19 protein-coding genes and 1 pseudogene are annotated in these 21,505 nt (G+C 63.6%); 9 read left to right on the plus strand and 11 right to left on the minus strand.

Annotated elements, in window-relative coordinates; all coding sequences use genetic code 11:
• Positions 1-16: 16 nt before the first annotated feature.
• The gene (cobF, locus tag D8767_RS12645) at positions 17-769 is read left to right on the plus strand and encodes a precorrin-6A synthase (deacetylating) (protein WP_016711131.1); all 753 of its coding nucleotides are present in this window, start codon (positions 17-19) and stop codon (positions 767-769) included.
• Positions 770-784: 15 nt separating this feature from the next.
• Here cobF and D8767_RS12650 read toward each other — a convergent pair whose 3' ends face one another.
• On the minus strand, positions 785-1,135 hold the full coding sequence (locus tag D8767_RS12650) for a response regulator (RefSeq protein WP_016711130.1): 351 nt from the start codon (positions 1,133-1,135) through the stop codon (positions 785-787).
• A gap of 247 nt (positions 1,136-1,382) precedes the next feature.
• Here D8767_RS12650 and D8767_RS12655 point away from each other — a divergent pair, with 247 nt between their 5' ends.
• Genes D8767_RS12655 through D8767_RS12675 form a run of 5 tightly spaced genes read left to right on the plus strand, consistent with a single transcriptional unit; the run spans position 1,383 to position 7,870 of the window.
• Positions 1,383-4,838 carry a response regulator gene (locus D8767_RS12655; RefSeq protein WP_029380178.1) on the plus strand — a complete coding sequence of 1,152 codons (3,456 nt, stop codon included), beginning with the start codon at positions 1,383-1,385 and terminating at the stop codon, positions 4,836-4,838.
• Entirely contained in the window at positions 4,835-5,656 is an 822-nt protein-coding gene (locus tag D8767_RS12660) for a protein-glutamate O-methyltransferase CheR (RefSeq protein ID WP_016711128.1), read from the plus strand. The genes D8767_RS12655 and D8767_RS12660 overlap by 4 nt, the downstream gene beginning before the upstream one ends.
• The gene (locus tag D8767_RS12665) at positions 5,653-6,228 is read left to right on the plus strand and encodes a chemotaxis protein CheB (protein ID WP_016711127.1); all 576 of its coding nucleotides are present in this window, start codon (positions 5,653-5,655) and stop codon (positions 6,226-6,228) included. The genes D8767_RS12660 and D8767_RS12665 overlap by 4 nt, the downstream gene beginning before the upstream one ends.
• Entirely contained in the window at positions 6,222-7,448 is a 1,227-nt protein-coding gene (locus tag D8767_RS12670; protein WP_016711126.1) for a hybrid sensor histidine kinase/response regulator, read from the plus strand. The genes D8767_RS12665 and D8767_RS12670 overlap by 7 nt, the downstream gene beginning before the upstream one ends.
• A 44-nt stretch (positions 7,449-7,492) precedes the next feature.
• Positions 7,493-7,870 (plus strand): response regulator, encoded by a 378-nt coding sequence (locus D8767_RS12675; RefSeq protein ID WP_016711125.1) that lies wholly within the window; start codon positions 7,493-7,495, stop codon positions 7,868-7,870.
• Between the two features lie 48 nt (positions 7,871-7,918).
• On the opposite strand, the gene D8767_RS12680 is transcribed toward D8767_RS12675, so the two are convergent.
• The 3 genes from D8767_RS12680 to D8767_RS12690 are packed head-to-tail and all read right to left on the minus strand — an operon-like array spanning position 7,919 to position 10,559.
• Positions 7,919-8,500 (minus strand): TetR/AcrR family transcriptional regulator, encoded by a 582-nt coding sequence (locus D8767_RS12680; protein ID WP_016711124.1) that lies wholly within the window; start codon positions 8,498-8,500, stop codon positions 7,919-7,921.
• Positions 8,501-8,512: 12 nt separating this feature from the next.
• Positions 8,513-9,361 carry a 3-hydroxybutyryl-CoA dehydrogenase gene (locus D8767_RS12685; protein ID WP_016711123.1) on the minus strand — a complete coding sequence of 283 codons (849 nt, stop codon included), beginning with the start codon at positions 9,359-9,361 and terminating at the stop codon, positions 8,513-8,515.
• A 13-nt stretch (positions 9,362-9,374) separates the two neighbouring features.
• On the minus strand, positions 9,375-10,559 hold the full coding sequence (locus D8767_RS12690) for an acetyl-CoA C-acyltransferase family protein (RefSeq protein ID WP_016711122.1): 1,185 nt from the start codon (positions 10,557-10,559) through the stop codon (positions 9,375-9,377).
• A 168-nt stretch (positions 10,560-10,727) separates the two neighbouring features.
• Between D8767_RS12690 and D8767_RS12695 the strand changes: the two genes are divergently transcribed.
• Both D8767_RS12695 and D8767_RS12700 read left to right on the plus strand, forming a co-directional pair.
• Positions 10,728-11,738 carry an AraC family transcriptional regulator gene (locus tag D8767_RS12695; protein ID WP_016711121.1) on the plus strand — a complete coding sequence of 337 codons (1,011 nt, stop codon included), beginning with the start codon at positions 10,728-10,730 and terminating at the stop codon, positions 11,736-11,738.
• 214 nt (positions 11,739-11,952) lie between these two features.
• Entirely contained in the window at positions 11,953-13,149 is a 1,197-nt protein-coding gene (locus D8767_RS12700) for a cyanate transporter (RefSeq protein ID WP_016711120.1), read from the plus strand.
• On the opposite strand, the pseudogene D8767_RS12705 reads toward D8767_RS12700, so the two are convergent.
• The 7 genes and pseudogenes from D8767_RS12705 to glcD form a co-directional block, all read right to left on the minus strand.
• Positions 13,142-13,429, minus strand: a pseudogene (locus D8767_RS12705) (PLP-dependent aminotransferase family protein); the annotation flags it as partial. The gene D8767_RS12700 and the pseudogene D8767_RS12705 sit on opposite strands and share 8 nt — an antisense overlap.
• Positions 13,430-13,565: 136 nt before the next feature.
• Positions 13,566-13,904 carry a hypothetical protein gene (locus tag D8767_RS12710; protein WP_016711118.1) on the minus strand — a complete coding sequence of 113 codons (339 nt, stop codon included), beginning with the start codon at positions 13,902-13,904 and terminating at the stop codon, positions 13,566-13,568.
• A gap of 203 nt (positions 13,905-14,107) precedes the next feature.
• A complete protein-coding gene (locus tag D8767_RS12715; protein ID WP_016711117.1) occupies positions 14,108-16,279 on the minus strand; it encodes a malate synthase G in 2,172 nt (723 codons plus the stop codon).
• 52 nt (positions 16,280-16,331) lie between these two features.
• The gene (locus D8767_RS12720) at positions 16,332-16,730 is read right to left on the minus strand and encodes a heme-binding protein (RefSeq protein ID WP_016711116.1); all 399 of its coding nucleotides are present in this window, start codon (positions 16,728-16,730) and stop codon (positions 16,332-16,334) included.
• Positions 16,723-17,958, minus strand: a complete 1,236-nt coding sequence (gene glcF / locus D8767_RS12725) for a glycolate oxidase subunit GlcF (RefSeq protein ID WP_016711115.1) — start codon at positions 17,956-17,958, stop codon at positions 16,723-16,725. Before glcF ends, D8767_RS12720 begins: the two co-directional genes overlap by 8 nt.
• Before the next feature lie 9 nt (positions 17,959-17,967).
• The gene (gene glcE / locus D8767_RS12730) at positions 17,968-19,020 is read right to left on the minus strand and encodes a glycolate oxidase subunit GlcE (protein ID WP_016711114.1); all 1,053 of its coding nucleotides are present in this window, start codon (positions 19,018-19,020) and stop codon (positions 17,968-17,970) included.
• The gene (gene glcD / locus D8767_RS12735; protein ID WP_016711113.1) at positions 19,020-20,519 is read right to left on the minus strand and encodes a glycolate oxidase subunit GlcD; all 1,500 of its coding nucleotides are present in this window, start codon (positions 20,517-20,519) and stop codon (positions 19,020-19,022) included. The genes glcE and glcD overlap by 1 nt, the downstream gene beginning before the upstream one ends.
• Before the next feature lie 194 nt (positions 20,520-20,713).
• Here glcD and glcC point away from each other — a divergent pair, with 194 nt between their 5' ends.
• The gene (gene glcC / locus D8767_RS12740) at positions 20,714-21,478 is read left to right on the plus strand and encodes a transcriptional regulator GlcC (RefSeq protein ID WP_016711112.1); all 765 of its coding nucleotides are present in this window, start codon (positions 20,714-20,716) and stop codon (positions 21,476-21,478) included.
• The last annotated feature ends 27 nt before the right edge of the window (positions 21,479-21,505 follow it).

Raw genomic sequence — 21,505 nt, forward strand, 5'->3', positions numbered from 1 at the left:
TACAAGAGGTAGGCGCATGGTCGCCACAATACTGTTGATAGGCATCGGAGCAGGTGATCCGTGCCAAGTTACCTATGAAGCGGTCGAGGCGTTGCGCCGGGCCACGCACTTCTTCCTGCTGGACAAGGGCTTGGACAAGGACGAGCTGGTGCGGTTACGCAAGGTCATCCTTGAGCGGTACCGACCCGAAGGCGGCTATCGTTTGGTGCAGGTGGCGGACCCGAGACGTGAGAGCCAGGCTAAAGACTATGTGGGCGCCGTCCACGCCTGGCATCGCCAACGCGCTGCCCTTTATGCCCGGCTGATCGACGAAGAAATGAAACCTGGGGATATTGGCGCTTTCCTGTTATGGGGCGACCCCTGTCTATACGACAGCACCCTTCGGATCCTCGATCTGGTCCGCGAACGGGGGGTGGCGCTGCAGCTGCAGGTGATCCCCGGCATCAGCAGCGTTCAGGCATTGGCGGCACGCCATCAGATTCCGCTCAATCGCATCGGCGAGCCGCTCACCGTGCTGCCAGGGCGGCGCTTGGCCGGGCAGGGCCGTATCGACAATGTGGTGGTCATGCTCGATGGGCAGGGTGCGTTTGCCCAGCTCGATGACCCGGCTTTGATGATCTATTGGGGCGCCTACCTGGGGACGGAGGACGAAGTACTGATATCCGGACCGTTGCAGGTGGTGAAGGCGCGCATTATGGAGGTGCGCGAGCAGGAGAGGCGTCGCAAGGGGTGGATCATGGATACCTACCTCTTGCGCAGGGAAGTGTAGTTGGCGACTGCGATTTCAAGTGTTACCCAGAATAGCCACCACCTTGTCCCGCAACTGATCGATACTGAACGGCTTGCCGATCATGTGCATGCCCTCGGGCACATTGAGGCTGTCTGCATAACCACTGGCAAACAGCACAGGCAGCAGCGGCCGCAATTCGCGCGCTTTACCCGCCAGTGCTTCGCCACGCATGTCCGGCAAACCCACATCGGTCATCATCAGTGCCAGCGCCTGGCTCGGATCTTCGAGCACCCGCAGGGCGGCCGCGGCATCTTCTGCCTGGATCACTTCGTAGCCCAACTCTTCGAGCACTTCGACCATCAGCATACGTACGATGTCGTCGTCTTCGACTACCAGAAGGTGCATGTTTCAGGTCCTGTGCAATGAATGTCTTTAATCTGTGCTCCGGTCGGCACCAGAAGTTCCCGAGGATACCGATCCATGCAATCAGATGGAACGATTGGCGCACGCCACCTTCAAATACTGGCTAAATGCCCTGCCAGACCCGCCAAAGCTGGTTAGACTCGCTTAACAGGACGGTGCAGTGGCAGATAACGATAGCGGTAGATCCGCCACGCTTTTCAATGGACTTTTCTTGCTCGGGCCCTTTCACATGATGCAATCAGCCTCGATGGACCAACGAAGCTTTCGCAAGCTGTTGAGCCGTAACATCGCTCTTCCTCTGGGGGTTGGCCTGTTGGGCGCCGTGGCCTTTGTCGCGGTGATCAACTACCTGCTGTCTGCCATGCAGTGGGTCGAGCACACCGACCGGGTGATCGGCAATGCCAACGAGACGCTCAAGCTGTCGATCGACATGGAAACCGGCATGCGCGGCTTCCTGATCACCGGCGACGAGCGCTTCCTTGACCCCTATGAGGTGGCAAAACCACGTATTCTCGGCAGCTTGCAAAGCCTGCGCGGCCTGGTCGAGGACAACCCGCAGCAGGTCGACCGCATCGACCGGCTGGTTGCCCTGCAGCAAGCCTGGAACAATTTCGGCAGCGAGATGATCGCCCTGCGCCGCAGCCAGGGCGATTACCAGGCGTCGATCGGCAATGGCCGGGGCAAGCGCCTGACCGACGAGATCCGCAAGGAATTCGACGGCCTGATCGGCACCGAACAGCAGTTACGCATGGCCCGCAACGAGAAAGTCAGCAGCGTTACCGTCACTGCCATCTCGGTGTTCGTGCTGTTCATCGTCGGCCTCAGCGCTATGTTGGCCTATCTGGGCCGGCGTGACCTGCTGGCGTTGTCGGGCAGTTACGAAGAAAACTTCAAGGCCCAGCAGCGTGCGGCCGAGCGCCTGGAGCACCAGGCCTGGCTGCGCAATGGCCAGACCCGACTGGCCGAGCAGGTGCTGGGGCAACTGACCCTGTCCATGTTGGGTGACAACATCCTGCGCTTCTTTGCCGACTACCTGGAAAGTGTGGTGGGGGCGGTGTATGTACGCGATGAGCATGGCCGCCTGGTGCGCGTGGCCACCTATGGCCTGAGTGCAGAAGAGCAAGCCCGGGAGCAGGTAAAGGGCGATCACGACGGCCTGCTGGCTCAGGCCGTACGTGAAGGGCGCCTGCTGCATCTGGAAGACCTGCCGCAAGGGTATTACCAGCTGAGTTCCGGCCTGGGCAGTGGCCTGCCACGCAGCGCCGTGTTGCTGCCAGTCAGTGACGACGGGCAGATCAATGGCGTGCTGGAACTGGGCTTCCTGCGCCCATTGGACGACCGCGACGCCGAAATGCTGGAACGCATTGCCGGCAATCTCGGCATTTCCATCGAAAGTGCCCGCTACCGCCAACGCCTGCAGGAAGTGCTGGCCGAAACCCAGCAGTTGAACGAAGAGCTGCAAGTGCAGCAGGAAGAGCTGAAAACCGCCAACGAAGAGCTGGAAGAACAATCCCGTGTGCTCAAGGAGTCTCAGGCCCACCTTGAAACCCAGCAGGCGGAGCTGGAGCAGACCAACGAGCAGTTATCCGAACGCACAGAGGCGCTGGACCTGAAAAACGACGAGCTGATGCAGGCTCAGCACGAGCTGCAGGCGCGCGCTGACGAGCTGCAGCGCTCGAGCAAGTACAAGTCCGAGTTCCTGGCCAATATGTCCCACGAGCTGCGCACGCCGCTGAACAGCTCGCTGATTCTGGCCAAACTGCTGTCGGAAAACGCCGAAGGCAACTTGAGCGAAGAACAGGTCAAGTTCGCAGATTCGATCTATTCGGCCGGCAATGACCTGCTCAACCTGATCAACGACATTCTCGACATTGCCAAGGTCGAGGCCGGCAAACTCGAGGTGCGCCCTGAAAGTACCCAGGTGGAACGCCTGGTCGAAGGCCTGCGCGGCATGTTCGAACCGCTGGCCGGGCACAAGGGGTTGGCCTTCGAGGTAAACGCTGAACCGAATGTACCCGCCACCCTGTTCACCGACCGCCAGCGCCTGGAGCAGATCCTCAAGAACCTGCTGTCCAATGCCGTCAAGTTCACCGAGCGTGGCCAGGTCAGCCTGAACATCGGCTACCAGGCTGGCACTGGCATTGTCTTCGCTGTGCGCGATACCGGGATTGGCATTGCCGCCGACCAGCAGCAGGCCATTTTCGGTGCCTTCCATCAGGTCGACGGTACCAGCAACCGCCGTTACGGCGGCACTGGCCTGGGCCTGTCGATCTCGCGCGACCTGGCGCATTTGCTGGGCGGGCAGATCAGCGTTGACAGCAGCCCTGGCAAAGGCAGTGTGTTCAGCCTGATCCTGCCAGAGCACTACGAAAGTGTGGAGCCCCTCAGCCTGCGCCCGGCGGTCGACACCCTGCCGCCCGCCCCCCAGGTGCCGGTGGCGGCTGCGCCAAAACGCCCGCTGCCGGCGTTTGACGACGACCGTGAGCGCGCGCCGTTCGGCAACCGCTGCATCCTGGTGATCGAAGACGAACCCAACTTCGCCCGCATCCTCTTCGACCTGGCCCATGAACTGGGTTACAGCTGCCTGGTGGCGCAGGGCGCCGACGAAGGGTTCGAGCTGGCCGCCCAGTACATCCCCGATGCGATCCTTCTGGACATGCGCCTGCCCGACCATTCCGGCCTGACGGTGCTGCAGCGCCTAAAGGAGCAGGCCAGCACCCGGCACATTCCGGTGCACATCATTTCTGTCGAAGACCGGGTCGAGGCCGCCATGCATATGGGCGCTGTCGGCTACGCGGTCAAGCCCACCAGCCGTGACGAGCTGAAAGAAGTGTTCGCCCGCCTGGAGGCCAAGCTGACCCAGAAGCTCAAGCACATCCTGCTGGTGGAAGACGACGACCTGCAGCGCGAAAGCATTGCCCGCCTGATTGGTGACGACGACGTGGAAATCACTGCCGTGGCCATGGCCCAGGACGCCCTGGAACTGCTGCGCGAGAACATCTACGACTGCATGATCATCGACCTCAAGTTGCCCGACATGCTCGGTAACGAGCTGCTCAAGCGCATGACCGCCGAGGATATCCGTTCCTTCCCGCCGGTGATCGTGTATACCGGTCGCAACCTGACCCGCGAAGAAGAAGCCGACCTGCTCAAGTATTCGCGTTCGATCATCATCAAGGGCGCACGCTCGCCGGAGCGCCTGCTGGACGAAGTCACGCTGTTCCTGCACAAGGTGGAGTCGCAGTTGTCCAATGAACGCCAGCGCATGCTCAAGACCGCACGCAGCCGCGACAAGGTGTTCGAAGGCCGTAAGATACTGCTGGTGGACGATGATGTGCGTAACATCTTTGCCCTCACCAGTGCCTTGGAGCACAAGGGCGCGATTGTGGAAATCGGCCGCAACGGGCGTGAAGCCATCGAGCGCCTGGAGCAGGATGACGACATCGACCTGGTGCTGATGGACGTGATGATGCCGGAAATGGACGGCTTCGAAGCCACCCGTCTGATCCGCCAGCAACCGCGCTGGCGCAAGCTGCCGATCATCGCCGTGACCGCCAAGGCCATGAAGGATGACCAGCAGCGTTGCCTGCAGGCCGGGGCCAATGATTACCTGGCCAAACCGATCGACCTGGACCGCCTGTTCTCGCTGATCCGTGTATGGCTGCCGCAACTGGAGCGAATTTGACTAGCGAACGTAACACCGACATTGAGATCCGCTTGCTGATCGAGGCCATCTACCTCAAGTACAGCTACGATTTCCGCAACTATTCCGGCGCTTCGATCAAGCGCCGGATCCTGCACGCGCTGCGCCAGTTCGACTGCCTGACAGTGTCGGCGCTGCAGGAGCGTGTGCTGCACGACCCGGGCATGTTCATGCAGTTGCTGCAGTACCTGACGATCCCGGTCAGCGAAATGTTCCGCGACCCGGGGCACTGCCTGGCGCTGCGCAACGAAGTGGTGCCGCTGCTGCGCACCTGGCCTTCGATCAAAGTGTGGATTGCGGGTTGCAGCACGGGTGAGGAGGTGTACTCCATGGCCATCCTGCTGCGCGAGGAAGGCCTGTTGGAGCGCACCATCATCTATGCCACCGACATCAACCCGCATTCGCTGGACAAGGCCAAGCAGGGTATTTACTCGATGCAGAGCATGCGCGAGTACGCCGAAAACTATCGCATCGCGGGCGGGCGCAGGGACTTTTCCGAGTACTACACGTCGGCCTACGGCAACGCCATCATGGACAGCACCCTGCGCGACAACGTGACCTTCGCCGACCATAGCCTGGCCACCGACAGCGTGTTTTCCGAAACCCAGCTGGTGTCGTGCCGCAACGTACTCATCTATTTCAACAAGGAATTGCAAGACCGCGCCCTGGGCCTGTTCCATGAATCCCTGTGCCACCGCGGCTTCCTGGTGCTGGGCAGCAAGGAGTCGGTGGACTTTTCGGCCTACAGCGACCGGTTCGAGCCGCTGGTCAAGCCTGAACGGATCTACCGTAAATCATGAAGGGCGTACGCGCAGTGGTGATTGGCGCCTCGGCAGGCGGCGTGACGGCGTTGTTCACCGTGCTCGGCGCGTTGCCCGCCGGCTATGGCATCCCGGTGGTGTGCGTGCTGCACCTGCCGGATGACCGCCACAGTCAGTTGGCCGAGGTGATGCAACGGCGTTTGCAGCGCCCGGTGTGCGAGGCGCGCGACAAGCAGCCGCTGAAGCCCGGGCAGGTGTATGTAGCCGGGCCTGGCTACCACTTGTCGGTGGAACGCGACTTCACCCTGTCGCTGAGCCAGGAGCCACCGCGGCATTTTTCCCGGCCATCGATCGATTTTCTGTTCATGTCGGCGGCAGACGCCTACGGTGACGGCCTGCTTGGCGTGCTGCTTACCGGTGCCAATGAAGATGGCGCCGAAGGGCTGGCCTACATCAAGAACAGCGGGGGCCGGACCATCGTGCAGGACCCCCGTGACGCACAGGTTGCGCTGATGCCTGAGGCCGCCCTGGCCTTGCACCAGCCTGACCATATACTTTCTCTGAGTGGCATCGAGCAGTTGCTCGCCGCCCTGGAACCCAGCGCATGCTAAGCCACACCATCGCCAAACTGCTGATCGTCGACGATCTGCCGGAGAACCTGCTGGCCCTGGATGCCCTGATTCAGGGCGAAGACCGCGAGGTGCATCAGGCTCAGTCGGCAGAAGCCGCGTTGTCGCTGCTGCTCGAACACGAGTTCGCCTTGGCCATTCTCGATGTGCAAATGCCAGGCATGAACGGCTTCGAGCTGGCTGAGCTGATGCGTGGCACGGAAAAGACCCGCAACATTCCCATCGTCTTCGTAACCGCGGCCGGACGCGAGATGAACTATGCCTTCAAGGGCTACGAAAGCGGGGCGGTGGACTTCCTGCACAAGCCGCTCGACACCCTGGCGGTGAAGAGCAAGGTGTCGGTGTTCGTCGACTTGTACCGCCAGCGCAAGGTGCTCGACCGCCAGTTGCAGGCGCTGGAGCGCAGCCGCCAGGAGCAGGAACTGTTGTTGACCCAGTTGCAGACGGCGCGAGGCGAGCTGGAACATGCCGTGCGAATGCGTGATGACTTCATGTCGATCGTCGCCCACGAGGTTCGCACGCCGCTCAATGGGTTGATCCTGGAAACCCAGCTGCGCAAGATGCACCTGGCACGCGGCAACCTTGCCGCGTTCAGTGGCCAGAAGCTGCAGGCGATGGTCGAGCGCGATGAACGGCAGATCAACAGCCTGATCCGCCTGATCGAAGACATGCTCGATGTGTCGCGTATCCGCACCGGCAAGCTGTCGCTACGGCCCAAGGCCTTCGACTTGAGCCAGCTGGTAGGTGGCCTGGTGGAGAATTTCGCTGCCCAGGCCACTGCGTTGGACACGCGTATCGAGTTTCAACGGTGCGAACCGCTGCACGGTGAGTGGGACGAATTTCGCATTGAACAAGTGGTGGTCAACCTGTTGTCCAATGCCTTGCGATATGGTGAGCGCAAGCCGGTGCAGGTACGGGTGTTCGAACAGGACGGCCTGGCGTGCGTGCAAGTGCAGGACCAGGGTATCGGCATTGGTGCGGCCAACCAGCAGCGCATTTTCCAGCAGTTCGAGCGGGTGGCTACCCAGCAAGCCAGCGGCGGATTGGGCTTGGGGTTGTATATATCGGAACAGATCGTGCAGGCCCATGGCGGGTGCATCCGGGTCGACAGTGAAGAGGGCAAGGGTGCCACTTTTACCTTGCAACTGCCGCTGGCAACCTACCAACAACAAAACGACCAGGCGCGGGCAACCTCTGCATGAGCCTGCGGTCTGATGGCCAACTGTAAGCATTTCAAGGCGTTAACATGAGTGAAGATGCACAAGATGTGGTGCTGATCGTCGAGGATGAACCGGCGATTCGCATGATTCTGCGTGACTACCTGGCGGGCGAGGGGTATCACGTGCTGGTGGCCGAAGATGGCGAGCAGGCGTTTGCCATCCTGGCCAGCAAACCGCACCTGGACCTGATGGTGACGGACTTCCGCCTGCCGGGTGGCATCTCCGGGGTGGAGATTGCCGAGCCTGCGGTGAAGTTACGGCCGGACCTGAAGGTGATCTTCATCAGTGGCTACCCGGCGGAGATTCTGGAATCGGGCAGCCCGATCACCCGCAAGGCACCGATCCTGGCCAAGCCGTTTGACCTGGATACCTTGCATGAGCAGATCCAGAGCCTGCTGCGTTAACCTGTTCCGGCCTCTTGGCGGTTTTACCCGCGAAGAGGCCGGAACAGGCTACCTCAGGGTCCGCTCAATACCCCCTATTAATATACTCTCCATCAACCCCACTCCCTGTTCCTCAGGCAGTGCCTTCAACATCCCCGGCAACTGGTTAAGCAGCGTCGCCACCACATGCGCCGTCGCCACCAGGGCTTCCCCTTGCAGCTTCGCCTGCGGCGCAATCAGCCTCAGCAGCCCGGCCTCGTAACGCGAACGCAACAACGCCAAACGCGCCCGCTGCTCGTCACTCAGGCAGCACAAATCCCGCTCGGCCAGCCGAAACTGCATGGGCCGCTCGGCATGCAACTGCCAGTGCGCCGTAATCAGGCAACTCAACGCCGAGGCCCCGCGCGCCATGGCCCGGCGGCCCTGGTCCAGGGTGGCCTGCAGTTCTTCGTACAACTCCTCGATCAGGTCGTACAGCAAGTCCTGCTTGCTCGGGAAGTGATGGTACAGCGAGCCTGCGGTCAGCCCCACATGGGCCGCCAGCTCGCGCATGCTGACCTGGCCAAAGCCCTTTTCGGCAAACAGCGCCATGGCCCGGTCACGTCGCTCTTCAAAATTGGCACAGCGCATTGCGGCATTGACCGGGGGCATGGCGCAGGGTCCTCAATAGGTGAAGAAGCCGCGACCACTCTTGCGCCCCAGCCAACCGGCCGCGACCATTTCCTTGAGCAGCGGGGCAGGGCGGTACTTGCTGTCGTTGAAGCCCTCATGGAAGGCCTCCATGATCGCCAACAGCGTGTCCAGGCCAATCAGGTCGGCCAGGGCCAGTGGGCCGATGGGCTGGTTGCAGCCCAGGCGCATGCCGGTGTCGATGTCCTCGGCGCTGGCCAGGCCTTCCTGGCGCACGAAGATCGCTTCGTTGATCATCGGCACGAGGATGCGGTTGACCACAAAGCCCGGACGGTTGCCGGCGGTGATCGGTGTCTTGCCGACCTTTTCGGTCACCACCAACGCCTGGGCATAGGTGCTGTCGCTGGTCTGCAGGCCGCGAATGATCTCCACCAGCGCCATCATCGGCACTGGGTTGAAGAAATGCACACCAATGAAACGCTCGGGGTGCTCAATGCTGGCGGCCAGCTGGGTGACCGACAGCGACGAGGTGTTGGTGGCGATCAGGCAGTCGGCGGCGACGTTGGCGGCCACTTGCTGCAGGATGCGCTGCTTGAGCTGCAGGTTCTCGGTGGCGGCCTCGATCACCAGCTGCGCACCGCTGAGCTGGGCGTAGTCGGTGCTGGTGCGAATGCGGGCTTTGGCGGCTGCGGCCTTGTCCGTCTCCAGGGTGCCTTTGTTGACCTGGCGTTCGAGGTTTTTACTCAAGGTGGCCACGCCACGCTCCAGTGCCGCGTCGGACACGTCCACCAGCAACACCTGGTAGCCGGCCACTGCACACACTTGGGCAATACCGTTGCCCATGGTGCCGGCGCCGATCACGGCGATCTGTTCAATGCTCATGTGTCGGCCTCCCTCAAACGCGTTCGAAGACCAAGGCGATGCCTTGGCCACCACCGATGCACATGGTGGCCAGCGCGTAGCGGCCCTGGATGCGCTGCAGCTCATGGATGGCCTTGGTGGCGATGATCGCGCCCGTGGCGCCCACCGGGTGGCCCAGGGAAATGCCCGAACCGTTGGGGTTGACCTTTTCCGGGTCGAAGCCCAGCTCGCGGGCCACGGCGCAGGCCTGGGCGGCGAACGCTTCGTTGGACTCGATCACGTCCAGGTCCTGCACCTTCAGCCCGGTCTTTTCCAGCACCTTGCGGGTGGCCGGAATCGGGCCCAGGCCCATCAGTTCAGGCTCGACACCGGCGTGGGCGTAACCCACCAGGCGGGCCAGCGGCTTCAGGCCCAGGCGGCGCACGGCGTCGCCCGTCGCCAGCACCAGGCCGGCGGCGCCGTCGTTGATGCCGCTGGCGTTGCCGGCGGTGACGGTGCCGTCTTTCTTGAACACCGGCTTCATGCCGGCCAGTTGTTCAGCGGTCACTTCGCCACGTACATGCTCGTCGACACTGAACTGCACGCTGCCTTTACGGGTTTTCAGTTCAAGCGGCACGATCTGGCTGTCGAAGCGGCCTTCGGCAATGGCGCGGGCGGCGCGGCGCTGGCTGGTCAGGGCCAGTTCGTCCTGCATTTCGCGGGTGATGCCGTGTTTGGCCGAGACGTTTTCGGCGGTGATGCCCATGTGGAAATGCTGGAACGGGTCCTGCAGCACGCCAACGGTGTAGTCGATGCCTTGCAGGTCACCCATGCGCGCGCCCCAGCGTGCCTGTGGCAGCAGGTATGGACCACGGCTCATGGATTCTGCACCCGCTGCAACGGCCACGTCGGTGTCCCCCAGCAACAGCCCCTGGGCCGCCGAAACGATGGCCTGCAGGCCCGAGCCGCACAGGCGGTTGACGTTGAACGCCGGGGTTTCCTTGGGGATGCCGGCGTTCATCGCTGCCACACGGGCCAGGTAGGCGTCACGCGGCTCAGTGGGGATTACCGTACCCATCACCAGATGGCCAATTTGATCGGCGGCCAGGCCCGAACGCTCGATGGCAGCACGGGTAATGGTGCTGGCCAGGTCGGCCAGCGGCAGGTCCTTGAGGGAGCCGCCAAAGCCACCAATGGCTGAACGGACGGCACTGACGACGTAGATTTCTGCGTTGCTCATAGGGGCTCCGATTGCGAAGGCATGGCGGGACCGGGCCAGGCTCTGCGAGAATGGCCGGCGGTCCCGGAGTGGGATCGAGTCTAGGCAAAGGCTCTGTTGCAGCCTATGCCGGAACTGTTCAAACAACCTGGCACTTTTTGCCACTCAGCATAGACAGCGAAAACCGCCATGCGCGATAGCGATTCGGTCGCCGTGTACTTTCTCAACGCCATGCTCCATGCCCTGCGCGACAGCCCCGCCGAGCGTGATGCACAGCTGCGTGCCGTGGGCATCGACCCTCAGCTGCTGGAGCAGCCCCAGGCACGCGTGCCGGCCAGGGCCTTCGCCCAGCTCTGGCTGGCGATGATTCAACGGCTGGACGACGAGTTTTTCTGCCTCGACAGCCATGGCATGCCGCTGGGCAGCTTTGCCCTGATCTGCCGGGGCTTGATACTTGAACCGAACTTGGAAAAGGCCTTGCGCCAATGCATGGGCGGCTTCGGCCTGTTCCTGCGCGACCTGCGTGGCAGCCTGACGGTACGTGGTGGCCGGGCGCAGATCAGTGTGCAGTCGAACATTGCCGACCCGCTGACCCGGGTGTATGCCGAGGAAACGTATTTGGTGCTGATGATTGGCATGCTGTGCTGGCTGGCCGGGCGGCGCATTGCCATCGACCGTACCGAGCTGGCGGTGTCGCGCCCGGCCCAGGAGGACGACCTGCTGCTGTGGGGGCCAGACCTGCGCCTGGGCAGCGGCCGTACCGAGGTGGAATTCGACAGTGCCTACCTGCGGTTGCCGGTGGTACAGGACCTGCCAGCCTTGAAAACCTTCCTGCGCACTGCGCCACAGGGGCTGGTGATTCGCTTTCGGAACCAGAACGGGCTGGTGGCCGAGGTGTACCGGCGCTTGCGCGCACTGCGTTACGGCCAGTGGCCGACATTGGCGGCGCTGGCGCAGCAGCAGGGGGTTAGCGCCAGTACCTTTCGCAGGCAGTTGGACCGGGAGGGGCGGTCATACCAGCAGATCAAGGATGAGGTGCGCCGGGCGATGGCCTTCGAGCGCTTGCGTGAAGGGGTGTTGAGCATCGCCGAAATCGCCGAGCAGGCCGGGTTCCAGGAGCCCAGTGCGTTTCACCGGGCGTTCAAGAAGTGGACCGGGCAGAGCCCAGGGAGCTATCGGGCGCGGTTGGCTGGGCGTTGATGTATCACCTGCGGCGCCCTACGCTCAGGTAAGCGGGTCAGGCTCTCGACCCAGGCCAGTGCCCTTTGGCCACCCCGATAGCCAATCCTGCGCATAGGCAGGAGGCCAATCGACCATTCAGGTGGCCACTGACAGGCATCCAATCTCTTCATTTCTGCCAGGCTGACCGAGCCGGGATAATGGCCGGGTCTTGCTACAAGAGAACCGATTCACAATGAGAGCTGCGTTGAACCTGTTGCTGGTGATTCTGCTGGCGCTGAACTTGCGGCCGATCCTGACCAGTATCGGCCCGTTACTCGAACCTATGCGTGCCAGCACTGGCCTAGGCTACCAGCAGGCCGCCTTGCTGACGGCGTTGCCGGTGCTGTGCATGGGGCTGGTACCGTTGCAGCAACCCTGGCTGCGGCGCTGGATCAGCGAGCATGGCGGCATGCTCGGTGGCCTGGCTGCGATTGCCCTGGGCTGCCTGTGGCGGCTGCAACTGGACAGCGCGTGGGCGTTGATTGCCAGTGCAGTGGTCGCTGGCCTGGGCGTGGCGGTGGTGCAAGGTATGATGCCAGGGTTGGTCAATCGATGGTTCCCCGGGCGGCTGGCCGGGGCGATGGGCCTGTATTCGGCGGCACTGATGACGGGCGGTGGCCTGGCGGCCGTGCTTGGGCCACATGTCAGCGGCCACTTCGGCCACTGGCAGGCCGGCCTGGGCCTTTGGGCAGCCCCGGCCGTGCTGGCGGTGCTGGCCTGGGCCGTGCTGCGGCCACGTCAGGAAGTACCGAGGCTGACGGGTGCTGCGGGTGGACACTGGTTTGGCACTCGCCGGGCGTGGTTGCTGGCCTTGTACTTCGGCCTGATCAATGGCGGCTACACCAGCATGGTGGCCTGGTTGCCGGCCTACCATATCGAGCACGGAGGCAGTGCCCAGGGCGGCGCCGACCTGGTCGGCCTGATGACCATTTTCCAGGTGGCCGGTGCGCTCGGCCTGCCACTGCTGCTGCGGCGCTGGGCAGACCGACGCCCAGGCCTTTGGCTGGCACTGGCGATTCAGCTGGCGGGCTTCCTCGGCCTGCTGCTGGCACCCACGGTGGCTGCAGGACTGTGGGTCGCCATGATCGGCTTTGGCTTGGGTGCCTGCTTCAGCCAGAGCCTGACGCTGACCCTGGAGCACCTCAAGACGCCTGCCGAGGCCGGCAGCCTGGCGGCATTCGTACAGGGGATCGGCTTTATCATCACCGGTATCGTGCCGTACATCACCGGCTGGTTGCGTGACGTGAGTGGCGACTTCCAAGCATCGTGGACGCTGCTGACCGTGACCGTGATGGCGATGTTGCTGGTAACCGCCTGTTTCAACCCGCGTGGCTATGCTGCGGCCATCGCGCGCCCTCCCGCGACGGGCAGGGCCGCGCCGGTCAGCTGAGGCGTTTAAGGGTATCGCGCACCCGGTCCAGTGCCGGGTCGATGTCCAGCAGCTCGATAGCGCCAAAGCCCAGCAACAGCCCCGGGCGTACCGGGGCTTTGCTGAACAACGGTGCCAGCGAATACAGGCCCACCTCCACCTTGCTGAACCACAGTGACGGGTCGCCGCCCAGGCGCGCCAGGATACGTTCGCGGCAGGCGCTGTAAACCTCGTGGCAGCGGCGGATGTGCTTGTTCAGGTGGCCTTCGCCCAAAAAGCCCGCCAGTGCCCACTGCAGCAGGTAGAGCTGGTCGGCCAGGCCTTTGCGGCCTTCCAGGCGAATGTGCAGTTCCATGGGGCGGTCCGGAGCGGGGGAGTGCTCAGGATAGCGGATTGGCCAGACAGGGGCATGGAGCCGCAAAGCGGCCCCCATAATCTCAGAGCCGGGCCGTACTCACCGTGATATAGCCCTTGTCGGCGACTGCGATGCGTATCACCGTTTCATCCGCTGGCGCCTTGCGGTTGCGCTTGATGCGCACGCCGTCGACTGCGGCCGCTTTCAGGTGTTCCGCGATGGCCCGCCCGTTCTGGTCGAAGAACACCTCGCTGGCCAGCAACTCGATTCGCTCGACCAGTTGCCGGGAGTGTTCGTCGGTGGCGCAGAAGAACATCACCCCCGACAGGTGCGGATCCTCTTCGGGGTTGCAGATGTCATGGGCCAGCATTTCGCACAAGCTCCTGCGCAGTTCGGCAATGGAGCGGGCGTAATGGTGCATACGGAGCCTCCTCTGGATCGCGACCTTGCGGTTTCCAGTGCCGATCTTGTTTTTTGCGTGCAGAGGCAGCAAGCAGGATGCTTCCGAAAACGTTGTGGGAAATTTCTGAGGGCGCCGGAATACCACCCCTGACGGGCCGGCGGCAGATGTTTGCTGCCGGCGCGACACAAGCCCGCGCCGGCAGCACCACCGCGCAGCTTGGGCTAGCGTTGAACCTGCTGCTTGAACCGCAACCGCCAGCCATGCAGCAACGGCTCGGTATAGCCACTTGGCTGTTCGCGCCCTTTGAACACCAGCTCTCGGGCGGCGCGAAACGCATGCGATGCCTCGAAGTTGGCCGCCATTGGCCGGTACGCCGGGTCTCCGACATTCTGTTGGTCTACCACCTTGGCCATGCGTTGCAGAGTCGCCTCGACCTGCTCGGCACCCACCACGCCATGGTGCAGCCAGTTGGCGATGTGCTGCGCTGAAATGCGCAGGGTGGCGCGGTCCTCCATCAGGCCCACATCGTGGATATCCGGTACCTTGGAGCAGCCGACACCTTGTTCGACCCAGCGCACCACGTAACCGAGGATGCCTTGGCAGTTGTTGTCCAGTTCAGCCTGGATATCGTCGGCACTCCAGGGCCGCTCTGGGCTGACCGGTACGCTGAGCAGGTCGTTCAGCAATGCGTGGCGCTGGGCGTTCAGATCGACTGCTTCCAGCGCCTGCTGCACCACTGCCACGTCTACCTCATGGTAATGCAGCGCATGCAGCGTTGCGGCCGTCGGCGAGGGCACCCAAGCGGTGTTGGCCCCGGCCTTGGGCTGGGCAATTTTCTGTTCGAGCATGGCCGCCATCAGGTCGGGCATGGCCCACATGCCCTTACCGATCTGCGCCTTGCCGCGTAATCCGCAGGCCAGCCCCACCAGCACGTTGCTGCGTTCGTAGGCCTGGATCCAGGCACTGCCTTTCATGTCGCCCTTGCGCAGCATGGCACCGGCTTCCATGGCGCTGTGCATCTCGTCCCCGGTGCGGTCGAGGAAACCGGTGTTGATGAACACCACCCGTGATGCAGCACTGGCGATGCAGGCTTTGAGGTTGACGCTGGTGCGCCGCTCTTCGTCCATGATGCCCATCTTCAGGGTATGCGCGGGTAAGCCCAACAGGGCCTCGACGCGGCCGAACAGCTGGTCGGCAAAGGCCACTTCGGCCGGCCCGTGCATTTTCGGCTTGACGATGTACAGGCTGCCTTCGCGCGAGTTGCCTCGGCGCTTGAGGTCGTGCAGGCCGATCAGGCTGGTGACCACGGCATCGAGGATGCCTTCCGGGATTTCCCGGCCATCGCGGTCGTGGATCGCCGGGTTGGTCATCAGGTGGCCAACGGTGCGAATGAACAGCAGCGAACGGCCTGGCAAGGTCAGTGGCTGGCCGTTTGCACCGTGATACTGGCGGTCGGCGGCCAAGGTGCGGCTGAAGGTTTTGCCGCCCTTGCTGACCTGTTCGCTGAGGTCGCCTTTCATCAGTCCCAGCCAGTTGCGATAGACATTGACCTTGTCGTCGGCATCGACGGCCGCCACTGAGTCTTCGCAGTCGATGATGGTGGTCAGTGCGGCTTCCAGCAGGATGTCCTTGACCCCGGCCAGGTCCTGCTGGCCGATGATGTTGGCCGGGTCGATCCGGATTTCGAAATGCAGTTGGTGGTGCTGCAGCAGGATCGCAGTTGGCGTGTTTGGCTCGCCTTGGTAGCCACGCATTTGCGCGGGGTTTTGCAAGCCAACCTGGCGGCCATCGGCCAGGGTGACCAGCAGTGCGCCCTGGTTGATCGCGTAGGCCTTGGCGTCGCTGTGTGAGGCGCCGGCAAGCGGGGCTGAGGTATCGAGGAATTGCCGGCCATAGGCAATCACCTTGGCGCCGCGCACCGGATTGTAGCCTTGGCCGCGCTCGGCACCCGCGGTTTCGGCGATGGCATCGGTGCCGTAGAGGGCATCGTACAGTGAACCCCAGCGGGCGTTGGCGGCGTTGAGGGCGTAGCGGGCATTACTCAGCGGCACGACCAGTTGCGGGCCGGCTTGTACGGCGATCTCGCCGTCGACGTTGTGGGTGCTGATTTGCACGTCTTCGGGTGCATCCACGAGGTAGCCGATGCCTTGCAGGAAGTGCTGGTAGGCGGCCATGTCGCGGATCGGGCCGGGGTGCTGGCGGTGCCAGTTGTCCAGTTCGGCCTGCAGACGCTCGCGTTCGGCGAGCAGGGCACGGTTTTGCGGGGCGAGGTCGTGGACCAGGGTGCTGAAGCCTTGCCAGAAGGGGGCGGCTTCGATGCCGGTGCCGGGGAGCACTTCGTCTTCGATGAAGCGCTGGAGGATGGGGGCTATCTGGAGTTGATGGTTTGGCATTGTCTGTCCGCTCGAAGTTCAGTCTTCTGGATATGTGTTGCCTGTGCTGGACTCAAAGTGAAGCCGCCCCAGCCTTGGCCACCTGGGCATCCTGTTCGGACTTGACCCCGGACACACCGATGGCACCCACCACCTGGCCCTCCACCCGCAACGGCACGCCACCTTCCAGACTGGTGAGCAGCGGTGCGGTGACGAAGGCAGTACGGCCACCATTGACCATCTCTTCGTAATCTCGTGTTTCCTTGCGCCCCAGCGCAGAGGTCCGGGCCTTTTCCACGGCAATGTAGGCACTGGCTGGCGCACAGCCGTCCATGCGCTCCAGGGCTAGCGGGTGACCACCGTCGTCAACCACGGCAATGGTGACGTTCCAGTGTTGGGTCAAGGCTTCCTGGCGGGCGGCGGCCAATACGCGGGCGACTTCGGCCTGGCCGATCACGAACTTGCTATGCATGGGGGTTCTCCGGGTTCAAGGCTGCTTCGACAATTTCTATCCAGTGCCGTACCGGCGTACGCCCGGCCCCGTCGAGGTGGGCCTGACAGCCGATGTTGGCGGTGGCGATGACGTGCGGTTTGCCGCTTTCCAGTGCGTTGAGGCGGTTGTCACGCAGTTGCAGCGACAATTCGGGTTGCGTCAGCGAATAGGTGCCCGCCGAGCCGCAGCATAGATGGCCGTCCGGCACAGCGGTGAGGGTAAAGCCCAGGCGCGTCAGCAGCGCTTCCACCGTGCCGCCCAGCTTCAGGGCATGTTGCAAGGTACAAGGGCAATGGAAGGCCAGGCGCTGTTCGGCGCACAGGCCCAGTTGCTCGACCGGCTCATCGCGCAGCACTTCTACCAGATCGCGGGACAGGGCGCTGACCCGCGCGGCTTTGGCGGCGTAATGGGGGTCTTTTTCCAGCAGGTGGCCGTAATCACGCACGAACGCGCCGCAGCCGCTGGCGGTTTGCACAATGGCCTCGGCCCCCGCTTCGATGGCAGGCCACCACGCGTCGATATTGCGCCGTGCACGATGCAGGCCTTGTTCTTGGGCATTGAGGTGGTAGTCCACCGCGCCACAGCAGCCGGCCTGGTGGATCGGCTGCACGCTGATGCCCAGGCGGTCCAGCAGGCGCGCGGCGGCGGCGTTGGTGTTGGGCGACAAGGCCGGCTGCACGCAGCCTTCCAGCATCAACACCCGGCGTGCATGGCGCGGTGCCGGGCGCTGGCCAGGGGCGACCACCCGTGCCGGCAGTTTGCGCTTGAGTGTGGCCGGCAGCAGCGGGCGCAAGGCCTGGCCGCCACGGGTCAGGGCCTTGAACAGCGCCGGGCGTGGCACCACGGCTCGCAGGCCCTGGCGCAGCAGGCGCTGACCGAGCGGGCGCGGCACCTGTTGTTCGACAACGGCGCGGCCGATGTCCAGCAGGTCGTGGTACTTCACCCCTGAGGGGCAAGTGGTTTCGCAGTTGCGGCAGGACAGGCAACGGTCCAGGTGCAGTTGCGTGCTGGCCGTGATCGGCTCGCCTTCGAGCAGTTGCTTGATCAGGTAGATGCGCCCGCGCGGGCCGTCCAGCTCATCGCCCAGCAACTGGTAGGTGGGGCAGGTGGCGGTGCAGAAACCGCAGTGCACGCAGGAGCGCAGGATGCTTTGCGCCTCGTCGGCGCGGGCCAGGCGTCGGGAGGCTTCACTCAGGTTGGTTTGCATGGTCTGGCCTCACAGGTTTGGGTACAGGCGGCCAGGGTTGAACACGCCCTGGGGGTCGAGCTGTTGCTTGAGCGTCTGGTGGTAGCGCATCAGTGCAGCCGGCAGCGGCGGGCTACTGTCCGCTCCAGCGGTGTAGCAGGTGGCGTGGCCGCCCACGTTGGCGACCAGGTCGCGAATGGCCTGTGCCGGTGCGCTGGACGTGAGCCAGCGTTGCGCTCCACCCCAGTCGATCAGTTGCTGGCCGGGCAGGTCCAGCTCGCCGATGGCGTTGGGCAGTGACAGGCGCCACAGCGGTGCAGGGCTGTTGAAGAATGCCAGGCGCTGCTCGCGCAGGTCGCTCCAGAACCCGCTGTCGAGGGTTGCGCCGCCCAGTCGCTGACGTGCCGACTGAACCGAACCTTCGCCGCCTTCCAGGCGCAGGTACAGCGCTTCGCCGTCATGGCAAGCCGCGCTGATCGGCAGAGGCTGCTGGCCCCATTCGGCCAACTCGGCCAGCGCCTCATGCCGGCCCATTGGCAGGCGCAGGCTCAAGCACTGGCGCGGCCGGGGCAGTACTTTCAACGAAACCTCGGTCAGCAACCCCAGGCAACCGAAGCTGCCCGCCATCAGCCGTGATACATCGTAACCGGCCACGTTCTTCATCACTTCGCCACCAAAGCGCAGCAACTTGCCGTGGCCGGTGATCACCCGCGTGCCAAGTACATAATCACGTACCGACCCGGCCCATGGCCGCCGGGGGCCAGACAAGCCGGCGGCGACCATGCCGCCCAAGGTGGCGTCCGGGCCCAGGTGTGGCGGTTCACAGGGAAGCATCTGGCCGGCTTCGTGCAGCGCCGCTTCGATCTCGCGCAGCGGTGTGCCGGCGCGGGCGGTGAGCACCAGTTCGGTCGGGTCGTAGCTGACGATGCCACGGTGGCTGCGGGTGTCGAGTACTTCGCCAGCTACAAGGTTGCCCAGCCTGGCTTTGCTGTTACTGCCCTGGATACGCAGCGGTGTGCCTTGGTTCAGCGCCTGGCCGACCTGCTCCAGCAGGGCCTGGCTGTTGTCGCGGTCCATGCTCATCAGAAGCGCTCCAGCTCGGGGAAGGGCAGTTGCCCATGGTGCACATGCATGGCGCCGAACTCGGCGCAGCGGTGCAGCGTGGGAATGTTCTTACCGGGGTTGAGCAGGCCCTGCGGGTCGAAGGCGGCCTTCACCGCGTGGAACAGGGTGATTTCGTCGCTGTTGAACTGCGCGCACATCTGGTTGATTTTCTCGCGGCCTACGCCGTGCTCGCCCGTAATGCTGCCGCCTACCGCCACGCACAGTTCGAGGATCTTGCCGCCGATGGCTTCGGCGCGCTCCAGTTCACCTGGCAGGTTGGCATCGAACAGGATCAGCGGGTGCATGTTGCCGTCGCCGGCATGGAACACGTTGGCCACGCGCAGGCCGTATTCCGCGGACAGGTCACTGATGCCCTTGAGTACCCGTGGCAGTTCGCGGCGCGGGATGGTGCCGTCCATGCAGTAGTAATCCGGCGAGATGCGCCCCACCGCCGGGAAGGCGTTCTTGCGCCCGGCCCAGAAAAGCACGCGCTCCGCTTCGTCGCGGGCCAGCCGTACCTCGCGGGCCCCGGCGTGCGCCAGGACGGCGGCCACCCGTTCACAATCGTCATGCACATCGGCCTCGACGCCATCCAGTTCGCACAACAGGATGGCTGCCGCGTCCACCGGGTACCCGGCATGAATGAAGTCTTCGGCGGCGCGGATGGCCAGGTTGTCCATCATCTCCAGGCCGCCGGGAATGATACCGGCAGCGATGATTTCGGCGACTGCCCGGCCGGCGTCCTCAACACTGTCGAAACTGGCCAGCAGCACCCGCGCCACCTGGGGCTTGGGGAGCAGCTTGACGGTCACTTCCGTGACGATGCCGAGCATGCCTTCGGATCCGGTGAACAGCGCCAGCAGGTCGAAGCCCGGGCTGTCCAGCGCATCGCTGCCGAGGGTCAGGCGTTCTCCTTCCACCGTGAGGATTTCCACCTTGAGCAGGTTGTGCACGGTCAGGCCGTATTTCAGGCAGTGCACGCCTCCGGCGTTTTCGGCGACGTTGCCACCGATGGAGCAGGCAATTTGCGAGGACGGGTCTGGTGCGTAGTACATACCGTGCGGGGCGGCCGCCTGGGAGATGGCCAGGTTGCGCACGCCGGGTTGCACACGGGCGTAACGGCCCTGTGGATTGACCTCTAGAATGCGGTTGAAGCGCGCCATTACCAGCAGGATCCCCTTGGCCAGCGGCAGGGCGCCGCCCGACAGGCCGGTGCCGGCGCCACGGGCTACCACGGGTACGCCGCGCTGGTGGCAGAGCCTGAGCAAGGCCTGCACCTGCTCCAGGCGCTCGGGCAGCACCACCAGCAGCGGTACCGTGCGATAGGCCGACAGGCCGTCACATTCGTAGGGTTTGAGGTCTTCTTCGCGGTACAGGATATCGAGGTCTGGCAGGGCCTTGCGCAGCGCCTGCAACAGGTCCGCCTGGTCTACGGTGGGCAGCGCGCCATCGACGCGTTCGTCGTACAGGATATTCATCGGCTCACTCGGCAACGTTTTTGTTGTTGTTGGCAAAGCGGTCACCGTTGCAGCCTGCACGTGCCAGCGGCCTTGGTCGAGTGTGTCCCTCACTGGTCCTACCAGTTTTTCTGCAAAGGGCTGGTTATTGACGGCTTTGCCTGGCTAGATTGGAGCCATCGGTTGAGGTGGTCCTACCAGTAGGAGAAGGCGTGATGGGTGCTGAGGGCAAGGTCAAGGTCGCCGACCAGGTGGCCGAGCGTGTGGAGCGCCTGATCGTTGACGGCGTACTCAAGGTGGGCCAGGCCTTGCCGTCGGAGCGGCGGTTGGTGGAGAAGCTGGGGTGTTCACGCTCGGCACTGCGCGAAGGGCTACGCATTTTGCGGGGGCGCGGCATCATCGATACCGAACAGGGGCGGGGCTCGTTCGTCGCCGACCTGACAGGGCAGTCGGGTGCCACACCGTTGATGCATTTGTTTGGCTCGCAGCCGCGTACGCTGTTCGACTTGCTGGAAGTGCGGGCGCTGCTGGAAGCAGAGTCGGCGCGGCTGGCGGCGTTACGGGCCACCGAGGTTGACCGCTTGCTGATTCGGCGGCGCTACGAAGAGATGCTGGCCGCGCACGAGGCACCAGACGCGATCGATGCCCGTGAACACGCACGTCGCGACCACGCTTTCCACCGGGCGATCAGTGAGGCGTCACACAACCCGGTGCTGGTGCATACCTTGCAATCGCTCAGCGACCTGACCTTGAGCACGGTGTTTGCCTCGGTCAACAACCTGTATTGCCGGCCGGCGCAGAAGCGCCAGATCGACCGCCAGCATGCACGCTTGTATCAGGCGGTGATGGAGCAGTTGCCGGAGCAGGCGCAGCGGGCGGCGCGCGAGCATATCAACGGGATTCGCGACAGTTTGCGGGAAATCGAGCAGGAGGAACAGCGCCTGGTCAGGGCGACCATGCGTATGGATGGTTGGGGGTGAATGTATGCCTGTACCGGCCCTTTCGCG

The sequence above is a fragment of the Pseudomonas sp. LTGT-11-2Z genome (genome assembly GCF_003691445.1).
GTDB classification, from domain to species: Bacteria; Pseudomonadota; Gammaproteobacteria; order Pseudomonadales; family Pseudomonadaceae; genus Aquipseudomonas; species Aquipseudomonas monteilii.